This window comes from Parabacteroides sp. APC149_11_2_Y6 (assembly GCF_054506995.1).
The window spans coordinates 3,811,919-3,825,736 of sequence record NZ_CP173709.1; the positions used below are offsets into that span (position 1 = coordinate 3,811,919).

16 protein-coding genes are annotated in these 13,818 nt (G+C 34.0%); 15 read left to right on the forward strand and 1 reads right to left on the reverse strand.

Annotated features, from left to right (window positions below; all coding sequences use genetic code 11):
• Window positions 1–2 precede the first annotated feature (2 nt).
• The 11 genes from ACGE0T_RS15850 (at window position 3) to ACGE0T_RS15900 (ending at window position 11,109) form a co-directional block, all read left to right on the forward strand.
• Window positions 3–1,484 (forward strand): oligosaccharide flippase family protein, encoded by a 1,482-nt coding sequence (locus ACGE0T_RS15850; protein ID WP_459187582.1) that lies wholly within the window; start codon window positions 3–5, stop codon window positions 1,482–1,484.
• Window positions 1,485–1,573: 89 nt separating this feature from the next.
• Complete coding sequence (locus ACGE0T_RS15855) at window positions 1,574–2,437, forward strand: glycosyltransferase family 2 protein (protein WP_459187583.1); 864 nt, start codon at window positions 1,574–1,576, stop codon at window positions 2,435–2,437.
• Entirely contained in the window at window positions 2,413–3,288 is an 876-nt protein-coding gene (locus ACGE0T_RS15860) for a glycosyltransferase (protein ID WP_459187584.1), read from the forward strand. Before ACGE0T_RS15855 ends, ACGE0T_RS15860 begins: the two co-directional genes overlap by 25 nt.
• Before the next feature lie 45 nt (window positions 3,289–3,333).
• A complete protein-coding gene (locus ACGE0T_RS15865; protein WP_459187585.1) occupies window positions 3,334–4,362 on the forward strand; it encodes an EpsG family protein in 1,029 nt (342 codons plus the stop codon).
• 14 nt (window positions 4,363–4,376) lie between these two features.
• A complete protein-coding gene (locus tag ACGE0T_RS15870) occupies window positions 4,377–5,132 on the forward strand; it encodes a glycosyltransferase family 32 protein (RefSeq protein ID WP_459187586.1) in 756 nt (251 codons plus the stop codon).
• A gap of 5 nt (window positions 5,133–5,137) precedes the next feature.
• On the forward strand, window positions 5,138–6,199 hold the full coding sequence (locus tag ACGE0T_RS15875) for a glycosyltransferase (protein ID WP_459187587.1): 1,062 nt from the start codon (window positions 5,138–5,140) through the stop codon (window positions 6,197–6,199).
• Window position 6,200: 1 nt separating this feature from the next.
• Window positions 6,201–7,256, forward strand: coding sequence for a polysaccharide biosynthesis protein (locus ACGE0T_RS15880; RefSeq protein WP_459190490.1), 1,056 nt, complete (start codon window positions 6,201–6,203; stop codon window positions 7,254–7,256).
• Between the two features lie 17 nt (window positions 7,257–7,273).
• Window positions 7,274–8,404 (forward strand): non-hydrolyzing UDP-N-acetylglucosamine 2-epimerase, encoded by a 1,131-nt coding sequence (gene wecB, locus ACGE0T_RS15885; RefSeq protein WP_459187588.1) that lies wholly within the window; start codon window positions 7,274–7,276, stop codon window positions 8,402–8,404.
• A gap of 17 nt (window positions 8,405–8,421) precedes the next feature.
• Window positions 8,422–9,288, forward strand: coding sequence for a dTDP-4-dehydrorhamnose reductase family protein (locus tag ACGE0T_RS15890; protein ID WP_459187589.1), 867 nt, complete (start codon window positions 8,422–8,424; stop codon window positions 9,286–9,288).
• Window positions 9,288–10,481 (forward strand): glycosyltransferase family 4 protein, encoded by a 1,194-nt coding sequence (locus tag ACGE0T_RS15895; RefSeq protein ID WP_459187590.1) that lies wholly within the window; start codon window positions 9,288–9,290, stop codon window positions 10,479–10,481. Before ACGE0T_RS15890 ends, ACGE0T_RS15895 begins: the two co-directional genes overlap by 1 nt.
• Window positions 10,482–10,644: 163 nt before the next feature.
• Window positions 10,645–11,109, forward strand: coding sequence for a hypothetical protein (locus ACGE0T_RS15900; RefSeq protein WP_459187591.1), 465 nt, complete (start codon window positions 10,645–10,647; stop codon window positions 11,107–11,109).
• A 140-nt stretch (window positions 11,110–11,249) separates the two neighbouring features.
• On the opposite strand, the gene ACGE0T_RS15905 is transcribed toward ACGE0T_RS15900, so the two are convergent.
• The gene (locus ACGE0T_RS15905) at window positions 11,250–11,819 is read right to left on the reverse strand and encodes a YdeI/OmpD-associated family protein (RefSeq protein ID WP_459187592.1); all 570 of its coding nucleotides are present in this window, start codon (window positions 11,817–11,819) and stop codon (window positions 11,250–11,252) included.
• Window positions 11,820–12,148: 329 nt separating this feature from the next.
• Between ACGE0T_RS15905 and ACGE0T_RS15910 the strand changes: the two genes are divergently transcribed.
• The 4 genes from ACGE0T_RS15910 to ACGE0T_RS15925 are packed head-to-tail and all read left to right on the forward strand — an operon-like array spanning window position 12,149 to window position 13,695.
• A complete protein-coding gene (locus ACGE0T_RS15910) occupies window positions 12,149–12,592 on the forward strand; it encodes an HU family DNA-binding protein (protein WP_459187593.1) in 444 nt (147 codons plus the stop codon).
• Window positions 12,593–12,627: 35 nt separating this feature from the next.
• Window positions 12,628–12,864, forward strand: coding sequence for a hypothetical protein (locus ACGE0T_RS15915; protein WP_459187594.1), 237 nt, complete (start codon window positions 12,628–12,630; stop codon window positions 12,862–12,864).
• The gene (locus ACGE0T_RS15920) at window positions 12,845–13,252 is read left to right on the forward strand and encodes a D-Ala-D-Ala carboxypeptidase family metallohydrolase (protein ID WP_459187595.1); all 408 of its coding nucleotides are present in this window, start codon (window positions 12,845–12,847) and stop codon (window positions 13,250–13,252) included. The genes ACGE0T_RS15915 and ACGE0T_RS15920 overlap by 20 nt, the downstream gene beginning before the upstream one ends.
• Window positions 13,249–13,695 (forward strand): hypothetical protein, encoded by a 447-nt coding sequence (locus ACGE0T_RS15925; RefSeq protein WP_459187596.1) that lies wholly within the window; start codon window positions 13,249–13,251, stop codon window positions 13,693–13,695. Before ACGE0T_RS15920 ends, ACGE0T_RS15925 begins: the two co-directional genes overlap by 4 nt.
• Window positions 13,696–13,818 lie beyond the last annotated feature (123 nt).

Sequence of the window (13,818 nt, forward strand, 5' to 3'; positions counted from 1 at the left end):
ACATGTCTGAGCAAGATGAATATAGAAAAATAGCTAAAAATACTGCTATACTAGGAGGTTCCCAAGTAGCACAAATGATTACAACATTAATACGCACAAAAATCATAGCAATTCTATTAGGTCCAGTAGGAATGGGGGTTAACATCCTTATACTTTCAGCATTATCCACCATTCAACAATTTTCATCATTTGGAATTTTTCAAAGTGGAGTCCGCGATTTATCATACACCTATGAAAACAAAGGCCCATTAAAATTTGCAATATTACAACAAGTTTTTAATCACATCACATTTATTTCAGGATTATTTGGTGTCGCTATATGCTTATTACTATCCCCTCTATTAAGCCAATTATCATTTGGAAACTTAGATTACACATGGTCATTTGCTATTGTATCAATCAGTTTATTATTCATTGCACTTCAAAATGGGATAATAAGCATATTACAATCCACTAAAAATCTACAATTAATAGCAAAATCCACCATAGTAGGTGCTATATTAAACCTTACAATAACAACTCCAATATTCTATTTTTTCAAAATCAAAGGAATTGTTCCATCAATAATAATAGGATATATAATACTTTATTTAACCTACAAACATTATAAAAATAAAATAAAGTTTACCATAACTAAAACTCCAACAAAAAGTCAAACAATAGCATATAGCAAACCTATTTTAAAATTGGGTGCAGTACTTATGACAAGTAGTTTAACAATGGTTACATTTACATTTCTACTTAATATTTTTATTAGGTACTTTGGAACAATGAGTGATGTCGGTTTATATCAATCAGCATCAGCTATTTGTTTGCAAAGCATGGTAATAATAAACGTAACCTTAGCATCTGACTATTTTCCTCGTTTATCTGCGGCTCACAATGACCCGAAGAAAATGCTCTCCATTGTCAATAAACAAGCAGAAATAGTAACAATGATAATAATACCTATATCAGTTTTGATACTAGCTTTGGCGCCACTTATCATATACGCTCTTTATTCAGAAGAATATCTTAGTATTGTTCCAATTCTACAAATCATGTCATTATCTTTAATTTTCAGATCACTATGGATGATTTTAAGTTTCATTATCTTAGCTAAAGGAGATCAAAAAACATATTTATTTTTTGATGCTTTTATCGGTCATGGTCTAAATTTTATTCTTAATATAGTTGCATTTTATTTCATGCAGCTATATGGACTTGGTATTGCATATCTACTAGGAGCTATCAGCATGACCACAATATTAACAATTGTCATTAAAATAAAATACAAATTCATATTTAAACGCAAAATTATTATCACCACATTTATTTATTTCATAATATTAGTAAGCATGTATATCTTTAGAAAGTCATTTATGGAATGGAAAAGTTCAATCATTATGTGGATAATTATTATAGTATTAATTTATTATTGTTTTTCAAGACTAAACAAAATGTTAAATATCAGCCAATTTATAAGCAATAAATTTTCCAAATAAAAAAATAACACTTCTACATAAAGTTATAAATATCAATCAGATCTCAAGCCAATTCATCATTATAATTAAGAGCATAAACAATAGTTAAGATGTATACAAACACTCGTTCAATTGCAATATTACTAGCAGCATACAATGCTGAAAAATTCATAAAACAGCAAATCGAATCGCTTTTACATCAGAGCAATCAAAATTGGACCCTTTACATTCGCAACGATGATTCTACTGACTCTACAGGATCTATTATCAACGATTATTGCCTGAAATACAAAAACAAAATAATAGAAATTGATAAAAACGGAAAAAATTTAGGATGCCGTGGTAATTTTTTTAGATTATTAGAATGTGTAAAATCAGATTATTATATGTGCTGCGATGCTGATGACATCTGGTTACCTGAAAAAATATCTATTAGTTATGAAGTTTTAAAATCCAAAGAAGAAATCCACAAAGGCCTTCCTTTATTAGTACATACAGATAAAGTTGTATGTAATGAAAAAATGAATATTATTGCAGCTTCATGGTGGAAAGCAGTCAAACTAAATCCTGATTTATTTTTAAAATTCAAATATATCCCTATTTCCCCAGTTATAGGAGGAGCTACAATGCTATTTAATCGAGAAGTTCGAGAAAGATGTTTACCCATACCTAAGAATCCACCACAACATGATTGTTGGATCCCAATGATTGCATCTAAGTATGGTAAAATTTTCTCAATACACACTCCTCTTATACTCTATCGTCAGCACTCAAATAACATGATTGGTGCACCTGTATCTCCATACAGGTTCAGTCTAAAAAAAATAACTCATACAATTTCCATTTTGAAAAGAGATTACAAATATGTTAAGTATCTAAACACATTAGGTTATGACAAAAATTTATTATCATATACTTATTATAGAATAATTGTATTAATAAAGCTACAATGGAGCAAAATAACATACAAATAACACAGCATAATACTCGTCCTATTGCAATTTTATTAGCAGCTTATAACGCAGAGATGTATCTTGAGCAACAAATTAATTCAATCTTATGCCAAACAAACCAAGATTGGACTCTTTATATCCGCGACGACAAATCCACAGACAATACCTTAATACTCATAGAAAAATATACAAATCAATATCCTGATAAAATCATTCAGATCGATACTGGAGGAGAAAACTTAGGTTGCCGAGCTAATTTTTTTAGACTGTTCGAGACTATTGAATCATTATATTATATGTTTTGTGATGCTGATGACGAATGGTATTCACACAAAGTACAAACACTATTCGAGGCTATTCAAGATTTAGAAAAACAATATCCTTCATTACCACTCCAAGCATTTGCAGACACAACTGTATGTGATGAAAACATGAATATTATCGAATATTCACACTGGAAAAATACTGGTATCAATCCAGAAAAATTCCTCTCATATAATTATATGGCTGTATGCTGCAATGCAGGTGGAGCTTGTTCCATTTACAATCACAAAGTTAAAGAGTTAATATTTCCACTTAAAAACGACTTTCTGATCTATGATTTTTGGATCGCCATTAATGTAGCAAAACATGGAAAATTCAAGGTTATTCACCAACCTCTAATCAAATATCGTCAACATAGAAATCAAGTTTATGGAATTAAATACGGAAAACAAAATAGTCTAAAATATAAATTTAAAAACATCTTAAAATTAATAAAACAATACCATTGGGAAGCACAGCACCATACAGATTTCGGATATGGTCCACATATCAAATATTATTGGTTTAAACTACTCACAATTCTCAAAATTAGACTTTCCAGATATTAATTACCAATGATTATATATATTGTTATATTTATTTTTTCACTACTAATGGCATTGTTAGATTTTATCATAGAAAAAGATAAAACTTACAATTATACATATATTGGATTTGCAATTTTCATTTTTTTCATTGCTGCTTTTCGAGGAATGGGTAATGACTATGATGGTTATCGTGAGATATTCGATTCAATTCAGGGCATAGACTTCATTAGCATTTTCGATCCCTCACAAGTCTATGTCGAACCGGGATTTGCCATACTAAATCTTATTATAGGATATTTTTTACCATACCAAAGCATATTGATTATAATGGCAGCAGCAAATATTTCTATTTTATTTCCATTTTTCAGAAAATACTCTCCGTATCCTTATGCAACACTACTATTTTTTGCAGGTATGTTTATGTATTCCGGTATGATGGGACTAATACGGCAAGCATTAGCAATATCAATATGCTTATGGGCAATGGCAGAGTCAGATAAGCGTCGATTCTGGTGGCTTATATTACTCGCCACTACATTTCACTATTCTGCAATATTGGTTATTATTGCTCGATTTGTCAAAGACAAATTCTATACTCTTAAAACCTATTTGGTTATATTAGGGATAGCTATCACTTCAAATCTGTTATTTTATGGTATATTTAAACTAATGGTAGCTTTTTTACCACAAGTAATCTCTTGGAAATTACAAATATATTTAGGTACAGAAGAAGGGATACACTTCGGATTCAATGCAGCAGTCGCCATACGGCTATTTACATTTAGTCTGGCATATATATACCGAGATAAAATTATAGAATGTTTCCCAAAACATGGTCCATTGTTCGTTAATCTCTATTTCTTAGCTATTGTGATTTATACAGGTTTCGGTTTTCTACCGCAAATGGCGGCACGTGGTGCTGTCTATTTCCACTATATGGAACTACTTGTTGTTCCTATCATTCTATATTGTGCCAGTAACCTAAATCGAACATGGATTTTCACACTCTATACTCTTTTTTCATTATGGCGGCACATTGAAATGGTAACAACTTATGCAGACGCATATGTACCTTATAAAAATATACTATTCTAAATAATACATATTCTATGCAGAAAATACCTAAAATTATACATCTATGCTGGCTTAGCGGTGAACCATACCCTGAAGTTATTGGGAAATGTATAAAAACATGGCAGGAAGTAATGCCCGACTATCAAATCATTCTTTGGAATAAAGAACGATTTGATAATGAAATCAAGAACACTTTTGCCCGACAAGCTTTCGAAAAACGTAAATGGGCTTTTGTTGCCGATTATATACGACTCTATGCACTTTACACCTATGGTGGTATATATATGGACTCTGATGTACGAGTTTACAAACGCTTCGACACTTTTTTAGAACATAGTTTCTTTTCATGTATTGAGTATTTTGAACCCACAAACTATGTAGCTATTGAAGCTGCAATTATGGGAGCTGAAAAAGAAAATGAATTCATAAAGGAATGTCTTGAATTGTACCATAATATTCCATTCATACTGCCTGATGGAACATTGGATCAGACTCCCATCACCGTTAAGATTGCAAATATTGCAGCACAAAACTGGGGATTTAAATATATTCCTCAAGCACAAATACTAAGAGGAGATATGCATCTATACCCTCCGGTAACCTTTACTAACCCCTCCGGTGAATTTTCAACAACTCAAACATATGCTATTCATTTATGCAACGGAAGCTGGGTGGACAAAAGAAATAATTTTATCGAGCGTATAATATTTTTCATCAAAAACTATTACAACCACCCACATATAGCAATAGTAAATATTTACAAAAAATTGAAATCTAAAATTCTTCGCTAATTACGATGGATACTATCGTTGTAAATGCTACAGCTCTTGATACGGCTGGTGCTTTAACCATATTAAGACAATTTATTGAAGCTATACCACAAGATGAAAATATTAAATATATTATTTTTATTAGTCCATTTATACAGTTACAAAACAAATACTCCAATATACAATTAGTGCCCATCTATGGTGTAAAATCATTAATATGTCGTTTTTTGTGGGATGCTTTTGGCATACGGAAGTGGTTAAGAAAAAATAATATAATACCTACGATTTCATTATCACTTCAAAACACAAATTTTCGTACAGGATACAAAATTCCAAACTATGTCTATTACCATCAGTCAATACCTTTTTTCAAACGACATTGGTCATTCTTCAATACTCAAGAACGTCCAATGTGGTTTTATAAGAATATATATCCATTTTTTGTACGTATATTCCTTAATAAACGCACTGAAATATTTGTCCAACTTGAATTTATAAGAAATGGGTTTACTCACAAATTTGGTAAAGACATCCATAAAATACATGTCATTAGTCCCAAAATCACAACTTTAATCAGTGAGTTACCTACTGAAAAATATTCTCTTGATTTAACATGTATCAATCTCTTTTATCCTGCAACTCCGTTTTTTTATAAAAATCATAAGATGTTGATCGAAGCTATTAATCGATTAAAAAATAAATCTATAGCATTGTATCTCACTTGCAATAAGACAGATATAGACTATGAGGTTCCCGACAATGTACATTTTATGGGCAGCATTTCGTTCAGTCTGGTAATGTCGATGTACCGGATGTGCGATGCAATGGTCTTTCCAAGCTACATTGAAACCTATGGCCTACCTTTGATTGAAGCGGCTTCAAACGGAAGCCCTATCATCGCAGCAGATCTCCCATATGCCCGAGAAGTTCTGACAAATTATTCCGGTGCTGTATTTATACCCTACGATAAACCTGATTTATGGGCCAAGGCTATAGAAAATGTAAAAAAAGGAACAAAGTATCCACCGATGAAACAAAACAATCTAAAATCTTGGAATGAGCTATTTAAAATAATAACTAAAAAATAAAATAACAATGTTCAAAGACAAAGTACTTCTAATTACCGGTGGAACAGGTTCTTTCGGTAATGCTGTTTTACGTAGATTTCTTGATTCTGATATTAAAGAAATACGTATTTTTTCCCGGGATGAGAAAAAACAGGATGATATGCGACATGCTCTGCAAAATCCTAAAGTAAAGTATTATATAGGTAATGTTCGCGATAAGGCTTCTGTAGATATTGCTATGTCCGGGGTCGACTATGTATTTAGTGCTGCGGCACTAAAGCAGGTTCCTTCCTGTGAATTTTTTCCATTGGAAGCTGTACGTACAAATGTTGAAGGGACCGAAAATGTGTTACGTTCTGCTATTGAACACGAAGTTAAAAGTGTAGTCGTACTTTCTACAGATAAAGCAGCCTACCCGATTAATGCAATGGGGATGAGCAAAGCGCTAATGGAAAAAGTCGCAGTCGCTAAAGGACGTGAATTAGGGGAAAATGCAAAAACAACCATTTGTTGTACACGCTACGGGAATGTTATGGCCAGCCGTGGTTCTGTGATTCCTCTATGGGTAGAACAGATGGTAGAGGGCAAACCTATAACAATCACAGATCCTAATATGACTCGCTTCATGATGACTTTGGATGATGCTGTAGATTTAGTTGTATATGCTTTTACACATGCCCATAACGGAGACCTTTTTGTACAAAAAGCGCCGGCTGCTACTTTAGCAACATTAGCACAAGCGTTAAAAGAAATATATCACAGTAGTAGTGAAATAAAAATCATAGGAACACGCCATGGAGAAAAACTATATGAAACATTAGTGACTCGCGAAGAGATGGTTCGTGCTATCGATTTGGGCAATTATTATCGTATACCTTGCGATACTCGCGATTTGAATTATGACAAATATTTCACAAAAGGGAACGAAGAGGTTTCAAAAATAGAAGACTACCATAGCCATAACACCCGCAGGTTAGATATTGAAGGCATGAAGGAGTTGTTAATGAAGTTACGCTTTATACGGGAAGATTTGGGATTGGAAATGAAGGCTAAAGCCAGCATAATCAGAAGTGAATAAATAAACGAAGTGCAGTCATGTTAAAAGTAATGACAATTGTCGGAACCCGTCCGGAAATTATAAAATTGAGTCGGGTTATGGCTGAGTTAGATAAGTACACTGAACATATTATCGTCCACACCGGTCAAAATTTTGATTACGAGCTGAATGAAATATTCTTTCAAGAGCTTCATATCCGTAAACCTGATTATTTTTTGAATGCAGCAGGAAAGAATACAGCGGAGACCATTACGAATGTGATCCTTAAATCCGATCAATTAATGGAACAGATAAAACCTGATGCATTGTTACTTTACGGAGACACAAACAGTTGCCTTTCTGTCATTTCCGCAAAAAAGAGAAAAATTCCCATTTTCCATATGGAGGCCGGTAACCGTTGCTTCGACCAAAGAGTTCCGGAAGAAATCAATCGCAAAATCGTTGATCACTTGAGTGATATTAACATGCCTCTTTCAGAACATGCACGCCGATATTTGATTGCAGAAGGATTGCGACCGGAAACCGTAATAAAAACAGGTTCACCTATGACAGAAGTACTGCTATACCATTTACCCGAAATCGAAAAAAATAATATTCTTGAAAAAGAAGGATTGAAAAAAGGTGAATATTTTATAGTAAGTACCCATCGGGAAGAAAATGTAGATTCAGAACAGAATTTTTCGGATTTACTAAATTCTCTGCAAGCTGTTGTAGATAAATATCAGAAGAAAGTTATTGTATCCACTCACCCCCGTACCCGTAAAAAATTAGAAACAATTGGTTTTGTAAACAAAAATCCAATGATCGAATTTATGAAGCCGTTCGGATTTCCGGAATATATAAAACTACAACAAAATGCTTTTTGTGTAATATCTGATAGTGGCACCATTACAGAAGAATCGTCTATTCTTCATTTTCCTGCTATTACAATTCGTCAAGCTCACGAACGGCCGGAGGGAATGGACGAAGGGACACTAATTATGACCGGATTAAATAGCGAACGGATAGTAGACTCTATTGAAATTGTTACATCCCAACATACAGAAAAAGAAAATAGTATCCATTCTATCCCTGATTATGCTGCCGACAATGTTTCAAAAAAAGTAGTTCGAATCATTCTTTCCTACACAGATTACATCAATCGGACAGTCTGGCACAAAAAAATCTAATATTTTATTTTCATTTTATGGTTAAGAAAAAAATTTTATTGTTCGGTGCTACAGGTATGGCCGGACATATTGCCTATTATTACCTGCAATCTACGGGTAAATATGACATCGTGAATGTGACTTATCGTACGAAGCTAACTAATGATAGTATTATCGTAGACGTATCAAATAAAGATTCCGTACAACAACTAATACAGAATATCAGGCCCGACCTTATACTCAATTGTATTGGTGTCCTAATTAACGGTTCCAAAAACCATCCGGATAATGCAATTTTAATTAATGCCTATTTCCCTCATTTATTAAAAAAAATATCGGATGAGATAGGAGCAAAATTGATTCATATAAGCACAGACTGCGTATTTTCCGGTAAAAAAGGGAATTATACAGAAACGGATTTTCGGGATGCAGATGACATTTACGGCCGTAGTAAAGCTCTCGGGGAAATTATAAATGATAAAGATTTAACAATCCGAACCTCTATTATTGGGCCTGAACTAAAGATAAAGGGAGAAGGTCTGTTCCATTGGTTTATGCAACAAAAAGGGACAATCAATGGCTTCAAGACTGCTATTTGGGGAGGTGTCACAACCTTAGAACTTGCAAAAGCTATTGACTATGCCATAACACAAAATCAAACGGGATTAATCCAATTAAGTAATGGCATAGGAATTACAAAGTATGATTTACTTCACCTATTTAAGAAAATATGGAATCGGAAAGATATTAAAATTCACCCATTCGACGGTAATGGAGTGGATAAATCCATTGCTAAATCTGAAAGATTTGACTATAGAGTACCCGGATATGAAGAGATGTTGATAGAACAATTTGAATGGATGAATGATAAAAGAGAACTGTATCCTCAATATTTTGATTTCTGATGAAACAGAAGAAAACATTAGTTATTGGTGAAGCCTTTTATCCTGAGGACTTCCTCATCAACGATTTAGTAAAAGAATGGGAGAAAGATAATTTTTGTTTTGAAGTTCTCACAAGAGCTCCTTCTTATCCATTTGGGAAGGTGTATAAAGGATATAAAAATAAAATATACCAAACAACTTATTTTAATTCCATAAAAATACATCGTTTTCCCGTCATACAAGGATATGAAAAAAGTACATTAATTAAAATTTTAAACTATCTTTCCTTTGTTTTCTGGAGTTGCTGGATAGTTTTGTTTATTGGACATAAGTTTGATAAAGTTTTCATTTACCAGACAGGTCCACTAACTTTAGCTACAGCAGGGATTCTTCTAAAAAAGTTTTACAAAGCCAAAGTTACAATATGGACCCAGGATTTATGGCCGGAAACAGTATATGCTTATGGTTTTAAACAAACTCGTTTCCTTTGCTTTTTCTTAGATTGTTTTGTAAAATGGATATATGATAATTGTGACCATATTATGGTTTCATGTGAAGGATTCATTGATAGGATTCACAAATATGTACCTGGAGCCACTATTGAATTTGTTCCGAATTGGTCACTGGTTGAATACCATCCTCTTCAAAAACAACAATTGCCGGGTCGTTTCAATTTCACTTTTGCAGGCAATATCGGTAAAGTACAAAATCTGGAGAATATCATACGGGGGTTTTCTGTTTTTGTAAAAGACAATCCTGAAGTTTATTTGAATATCATTGGAGACGGTTCTTTTTTACCGGAATTAAAAGAGTTCGTTGTAAAAGAAGGTATTTGTAATATCAATTTTGTAGGACGGGTACCATTAAACGAAATAGCTGATTATTACGAGGCAAGCGACGTTTTGGTTATTTCTTTAAAGGATACACCTCTTTATGAAATAACTATTCCGTCTAAATTCCAAACTTACCTCTCGACAAAAAAACCTATCTATGCCATTTTCAAAGGAGAAGTCAAGAAATTAGTTGAAAAATATCATATTGGATTTGTAGCTCATCCTTCGGATCTGAATGAAATTGCTAATGGTTTTAAGACATTCCTCAATTTATCCGAAGAAAAAATGAAAGACATATCAACAAACTCATCCTTGCTTTTACACTCTGTATTCAACAGAAATTCAATTATTAATAAAATAAATTCTATTTTTTGGCAATAAATAGTATAAACAACACCAGATGAAACAAAGTCCAAATACATAAGACATAAGAAGATTTACGCTTGATAGAACGTCTCTTCCTGCCACTGGAAAAGCGATTCAAGAGACCGTAACAGTGGCATTCCGGGCGTGAGGGATAAATTTTCCCCCTCCCGGAATTTTTATGAAAGAACTATTGATAGCGCTGTTTGACGGACACAAACCTTCCGTCAGAAAGTATTACGAATTTTTAGAACGTATGCCTCTCGAACAAAGAGGCATTTTTTGTAAGCAGACGTATGGAATTGCCCTGGCTGAATGGAATGAGCTGGAACCGGCATACCAACTATTTTTAATCCGCCTGATAAAAAAAGAGCGGCAACAATTTGTTGATTACATACGGAAGGAGACGCTACTCGGCAAGTTTCTATATGAAATAGATGAGTTAAATCTGTTGCTGAAAGTGCTTAATTTATGGATGCAACCACATAAAAATATTAAACCCTCTTATACGGATATTTCTTTTTCTTTATCACTCACCTTCAACACCAACTTATCTATCAAATACTTAGCAGATAAAATCCGATATTCACGAATGGATTCATTCGATTTCGCCGAGCTTTTGGAAAAAAGCAATGAGATGGAATAAAAGAATTGCACCTTCCAGGGTTCCTTTTTAACTGATAATAGAACCACTGAAGGTGCAATTATTCAACTCTTGCCTATTTTGTTGCTTCTTCTTGATGCCATTTAGAGTACGGAGATACACCAGTGTTTATAATATTTGTTTTAATAGTATTTCTCAATCCCGCCAAATCCTGTTATCTTTTTATTTTCTTTCGTTTTTCTGATGAAGTGGTTTAACCGCTTCTCAAATTCTTCAAGGCGTATCCTCGCTGCTTCAATGTATGCAATTCGGATGCGTTTATATGATTCGGAAAAATGTTGATAGTTATTCCATACTGTTTTATCTTCTTTCAATTTGTCAATAATATCGTTTGGAAAAATAAAAGGTTCAGACAAAACAGTTTGTATCTTATCCTCAAATTTTGGATGTATCATTTTATTTTCCAATAGCCACTTAAGCCTTTCCTTATTGGCTTGCGAGTAAGTACTTTTAGGGTTTCTGGGGGTGAAGCGCTGAATTTTATGTTCGTTATCAAGCGATTTTATCGTACTGTCAATCCAATCGAAACAAAGGGCTTCTTCAACCGCATCATTGTATAAAATGCTTTTCTTACCTGATGACTTATTAGAGAATACAAACCAAATTTCATTGGCAGTATCGAAGTTGTCAGTCAACCACTTTCGCCAATCTTCCCGATTTTCAAAATACTTTATTTTACTTTCTTTTGTCATAACAAGTCATTCAAACTAATTAGGGATATACAGTAAATATCTCTACCCAAATACTTGAGAAGAGGTATGCAATGTTTTACTACAAACATAGTAAAAAAGGGCTAATCCAATAAACTGGTTTAAGAAATTCCACCTATTTAATCCGCCTGATAAAAAAGAGCAACAACAATTTGTTGATTATAGACAAAAAAAATACAATAAGACAGTATAAGAGAGAGACATTTCTTACTGGAAGAGAGTCCACCTCACTGCTTTTTTAACAGTTTTCTCCCACTATACATTTGCGCTGTTCCCAATAACGGGGATGCAACTTAAAAACAATTTAAATTATGGCACAAGGGTATGTATTGGTGCTCCGTCCGTCGGAGCCGGGAAACAAAGATTCGGAAAAGAAGTATTATGCGTTGTCGAAAAGTACAGGAGTAGTCAACCTTAAATATTTAGGGAAACTGATTGCTGCACGAAGTGCTATCTCAACAGCAGATGTGAAAGCGGTACTGGATAACTTGAGCTTCTTTATGGATTTGGAATTACAGGAAGGTAAAATCGTACAATGGGACGAATTCGGTAGTTTCCGTTTTACGGTAGGAAGTGAAGGGGTTACGGATAAAACAAAATTCAACGCGAGCATGGTTTGGCCGTCACGTTTGGTTTTTACTCCCGGTACAGATTTAAAAGGGACAAAAAAACTGCTGACATTCTCACATTTGGGAAATACTGTAGAGAAATCCAATGATGGCGAAAGTGACGGAGATAAACCGTCCGAACTTTAATGAACCGGATACGGATGGTTGAAAACCGTTCCTGCATGAGAAAAGTAACGATTCAATTGACAATGGCAATCCTGCTCGTACTGAGCGGGATTGTCCTGATTTTCTCCGGTTTCTGGATTGCACCGGCCGGAGAAATCCATAACAGTGTATTAGTGGCATTCGGAGAAGTCAGCACATTTGCCGGAGCATTATTCGGTGTGGACTACTCATACAAACTGAAAATTGATAATAGAAATTTAAAAACGAAAGAAGATGAAAGAGATAATCAGTGAGCATTTTAATATGGAAGAATTTATTTACAGCACAATAGCGATAGAACAAGGTATTGACAATACACCTCCGATTGAAGCGCAGGCTGCCATCCATAATTTGGTAAACCGGTTACTGGAGCCTTTACGGGTTTATATAAATAATCCGCTTATCATTTCCAGCGGTTACCGGTCAGAAGAACTTAACCGGTTGGTAAGAGGCGTACCTTGTTCACAACATCGCAAGGGAGAAGCGGTAGATATTTACACATTCAATAATCCACACTTATTGGAATATTTACTCGATAGCGGATTGGATTTCGACCAGGCAATCTGGTATCAAAAGAGAAAGTTCATCCATTTGTCTCTGAAATATAATGGAATAAACCGCCACCAGGTATTAATGCGATGAAAAACCACATTTATCTTATAGCGATTATTTGCGGATTGTCCGGCTGCATATCCCATAAAAAGGAGATGGAATATAAGTACCGTTTTACAACTGATTCCATTTTTCATGTGCGGTCGGACAATTCTTTGCAAATAAATCAGCGATGGACGCGAGGACTGGGTACTGAAACAATCAGGGAACTTACATTTTCCATACCGAATGATAGCGGAAAACAATATTTAGAAAAAGTAATCTACTCCAAACGAAAATGGTGCATGGAAGACTCCATCCGGACTAACATAGAGAAAACGGTTACCGATTCAATAGCCATAAAGCAACAGAATACGACTGAAACATACAAAGAAAAAGAACAGAAGAAACAACAAGGGAACAATAGATGGAAATGGCTCACAACGGTACTTATCCTATTTTCACTGTACGCGTATTTGTACAGAAGAAATTAATAAGGACGAATAAAACCTTTTGTCCGTTCCTATACCTTCGTTTACCGGTGCCCGGGCTTTCAAGCATAAAACATAGGTTTAATTACTATAAATATAACATATGTTTTTCTAAATAAAACAAAG

Coding starts and splice junctions, on each gene's coding strand:
- ACGE0T_RS15850 (WP_459187582.1), top strand. CDS start 3: ATGTCTGAGCAAGATGAATATAGAAAAATAGCTAAAAATACTGCTATA.
- ACGE0T_RS15855 (WP_459187583.1), top strand. CDS start 1,574: ATGTATACAAACACTCGTTCAATTGCAATATTACTAGCAGCATACAAT.
- ACGE0T_RS15860 (WP_459187584.1), top strand. CDS start 2,413: ATGGAGCAAAATAACATACAAATAACACAGCATAATACTCGTCCTATT.
- ACGE0T_RS15865 (WP_459187585.1), top strand. CDS start 3,334: ATGGCATTGTTAGATTTTATCATAGAAAAAGATAAAACTTACAATTAT.
- ACGE0T_RS15870 (WP_459187586.1), top strand. CDS start 4,377: ATGCAGAAAATACCTAAAATTATACATCTATGCTGGCTTAGCGGTGAA.
- ACGE0T_RS15875 (WP_459187587.1), top strand. CDS start 5,138: ATGGATACTATCGTTGTAAATGCTACAGCTCTTGATACGGCTGGTGCT.
- wecB (WP_459187588.1), top strand. CDS start 7,274: ATGTTAAAAGTAATGACAATTGTCGGAACCCGTCCGGAAATTATAAAA.
- ACGE0T_RS15890 (WP_459187589.1), top strand. CDS start 8,422: ATGGTTAAGAAAAAAATTTTATTGTTCGGTGCTACAGGTATGGCCGGA.
- ACGE0T_RS15895 (WP_459187590.1), top strand. CDS start 9,288: ATGAAACAGAAGAAAACATTAGTTATTGGTGAAGCCTTTTATCCTGAG.
- ACGE0T_RS15900 (WP_459187591.1), top strand. CDS start 10,645: ATGAAAGAACTATTGATAGCGCTGTTTGACGGACACAAACCTTCCGTC.
- ACGE0T_RS15905 (WP_459187592.1), bottom strand. CDS start 11,819: ATGACAAAAGAAAGTAAAATAAAGTATTTTGAAAATCGGGAAGATTGG.
- ACGE0T_RS15910 (WP_459187593.1), top strand. CDS start 12,149: ATGGCACAAGGGTATGTATTGGTGCTCCGTCCGTCGGAGCCGGGAAAC.
- ACGE0T_RS15915 (WP_459187594.1), top strand. CDS start 12,628: ATGAGAAAAGTAACGATTCAATTGACAATGGCAATCCTGCTCGTACTG.
- ACGE0T_RS15920 (WP_459187595.1), top strand. CDS start 12,845: ATGAAAGAGATAATCAGTGAGCATTTTAATATGGAAGAATTTATTTAC.
- ACGE0T_RS15925 (WP_459187596.1), top strand. CDS start 13,249: ATGAAAAACCACATTTATCTTATAGCGATTATTTGCGGATTGTCCGGC.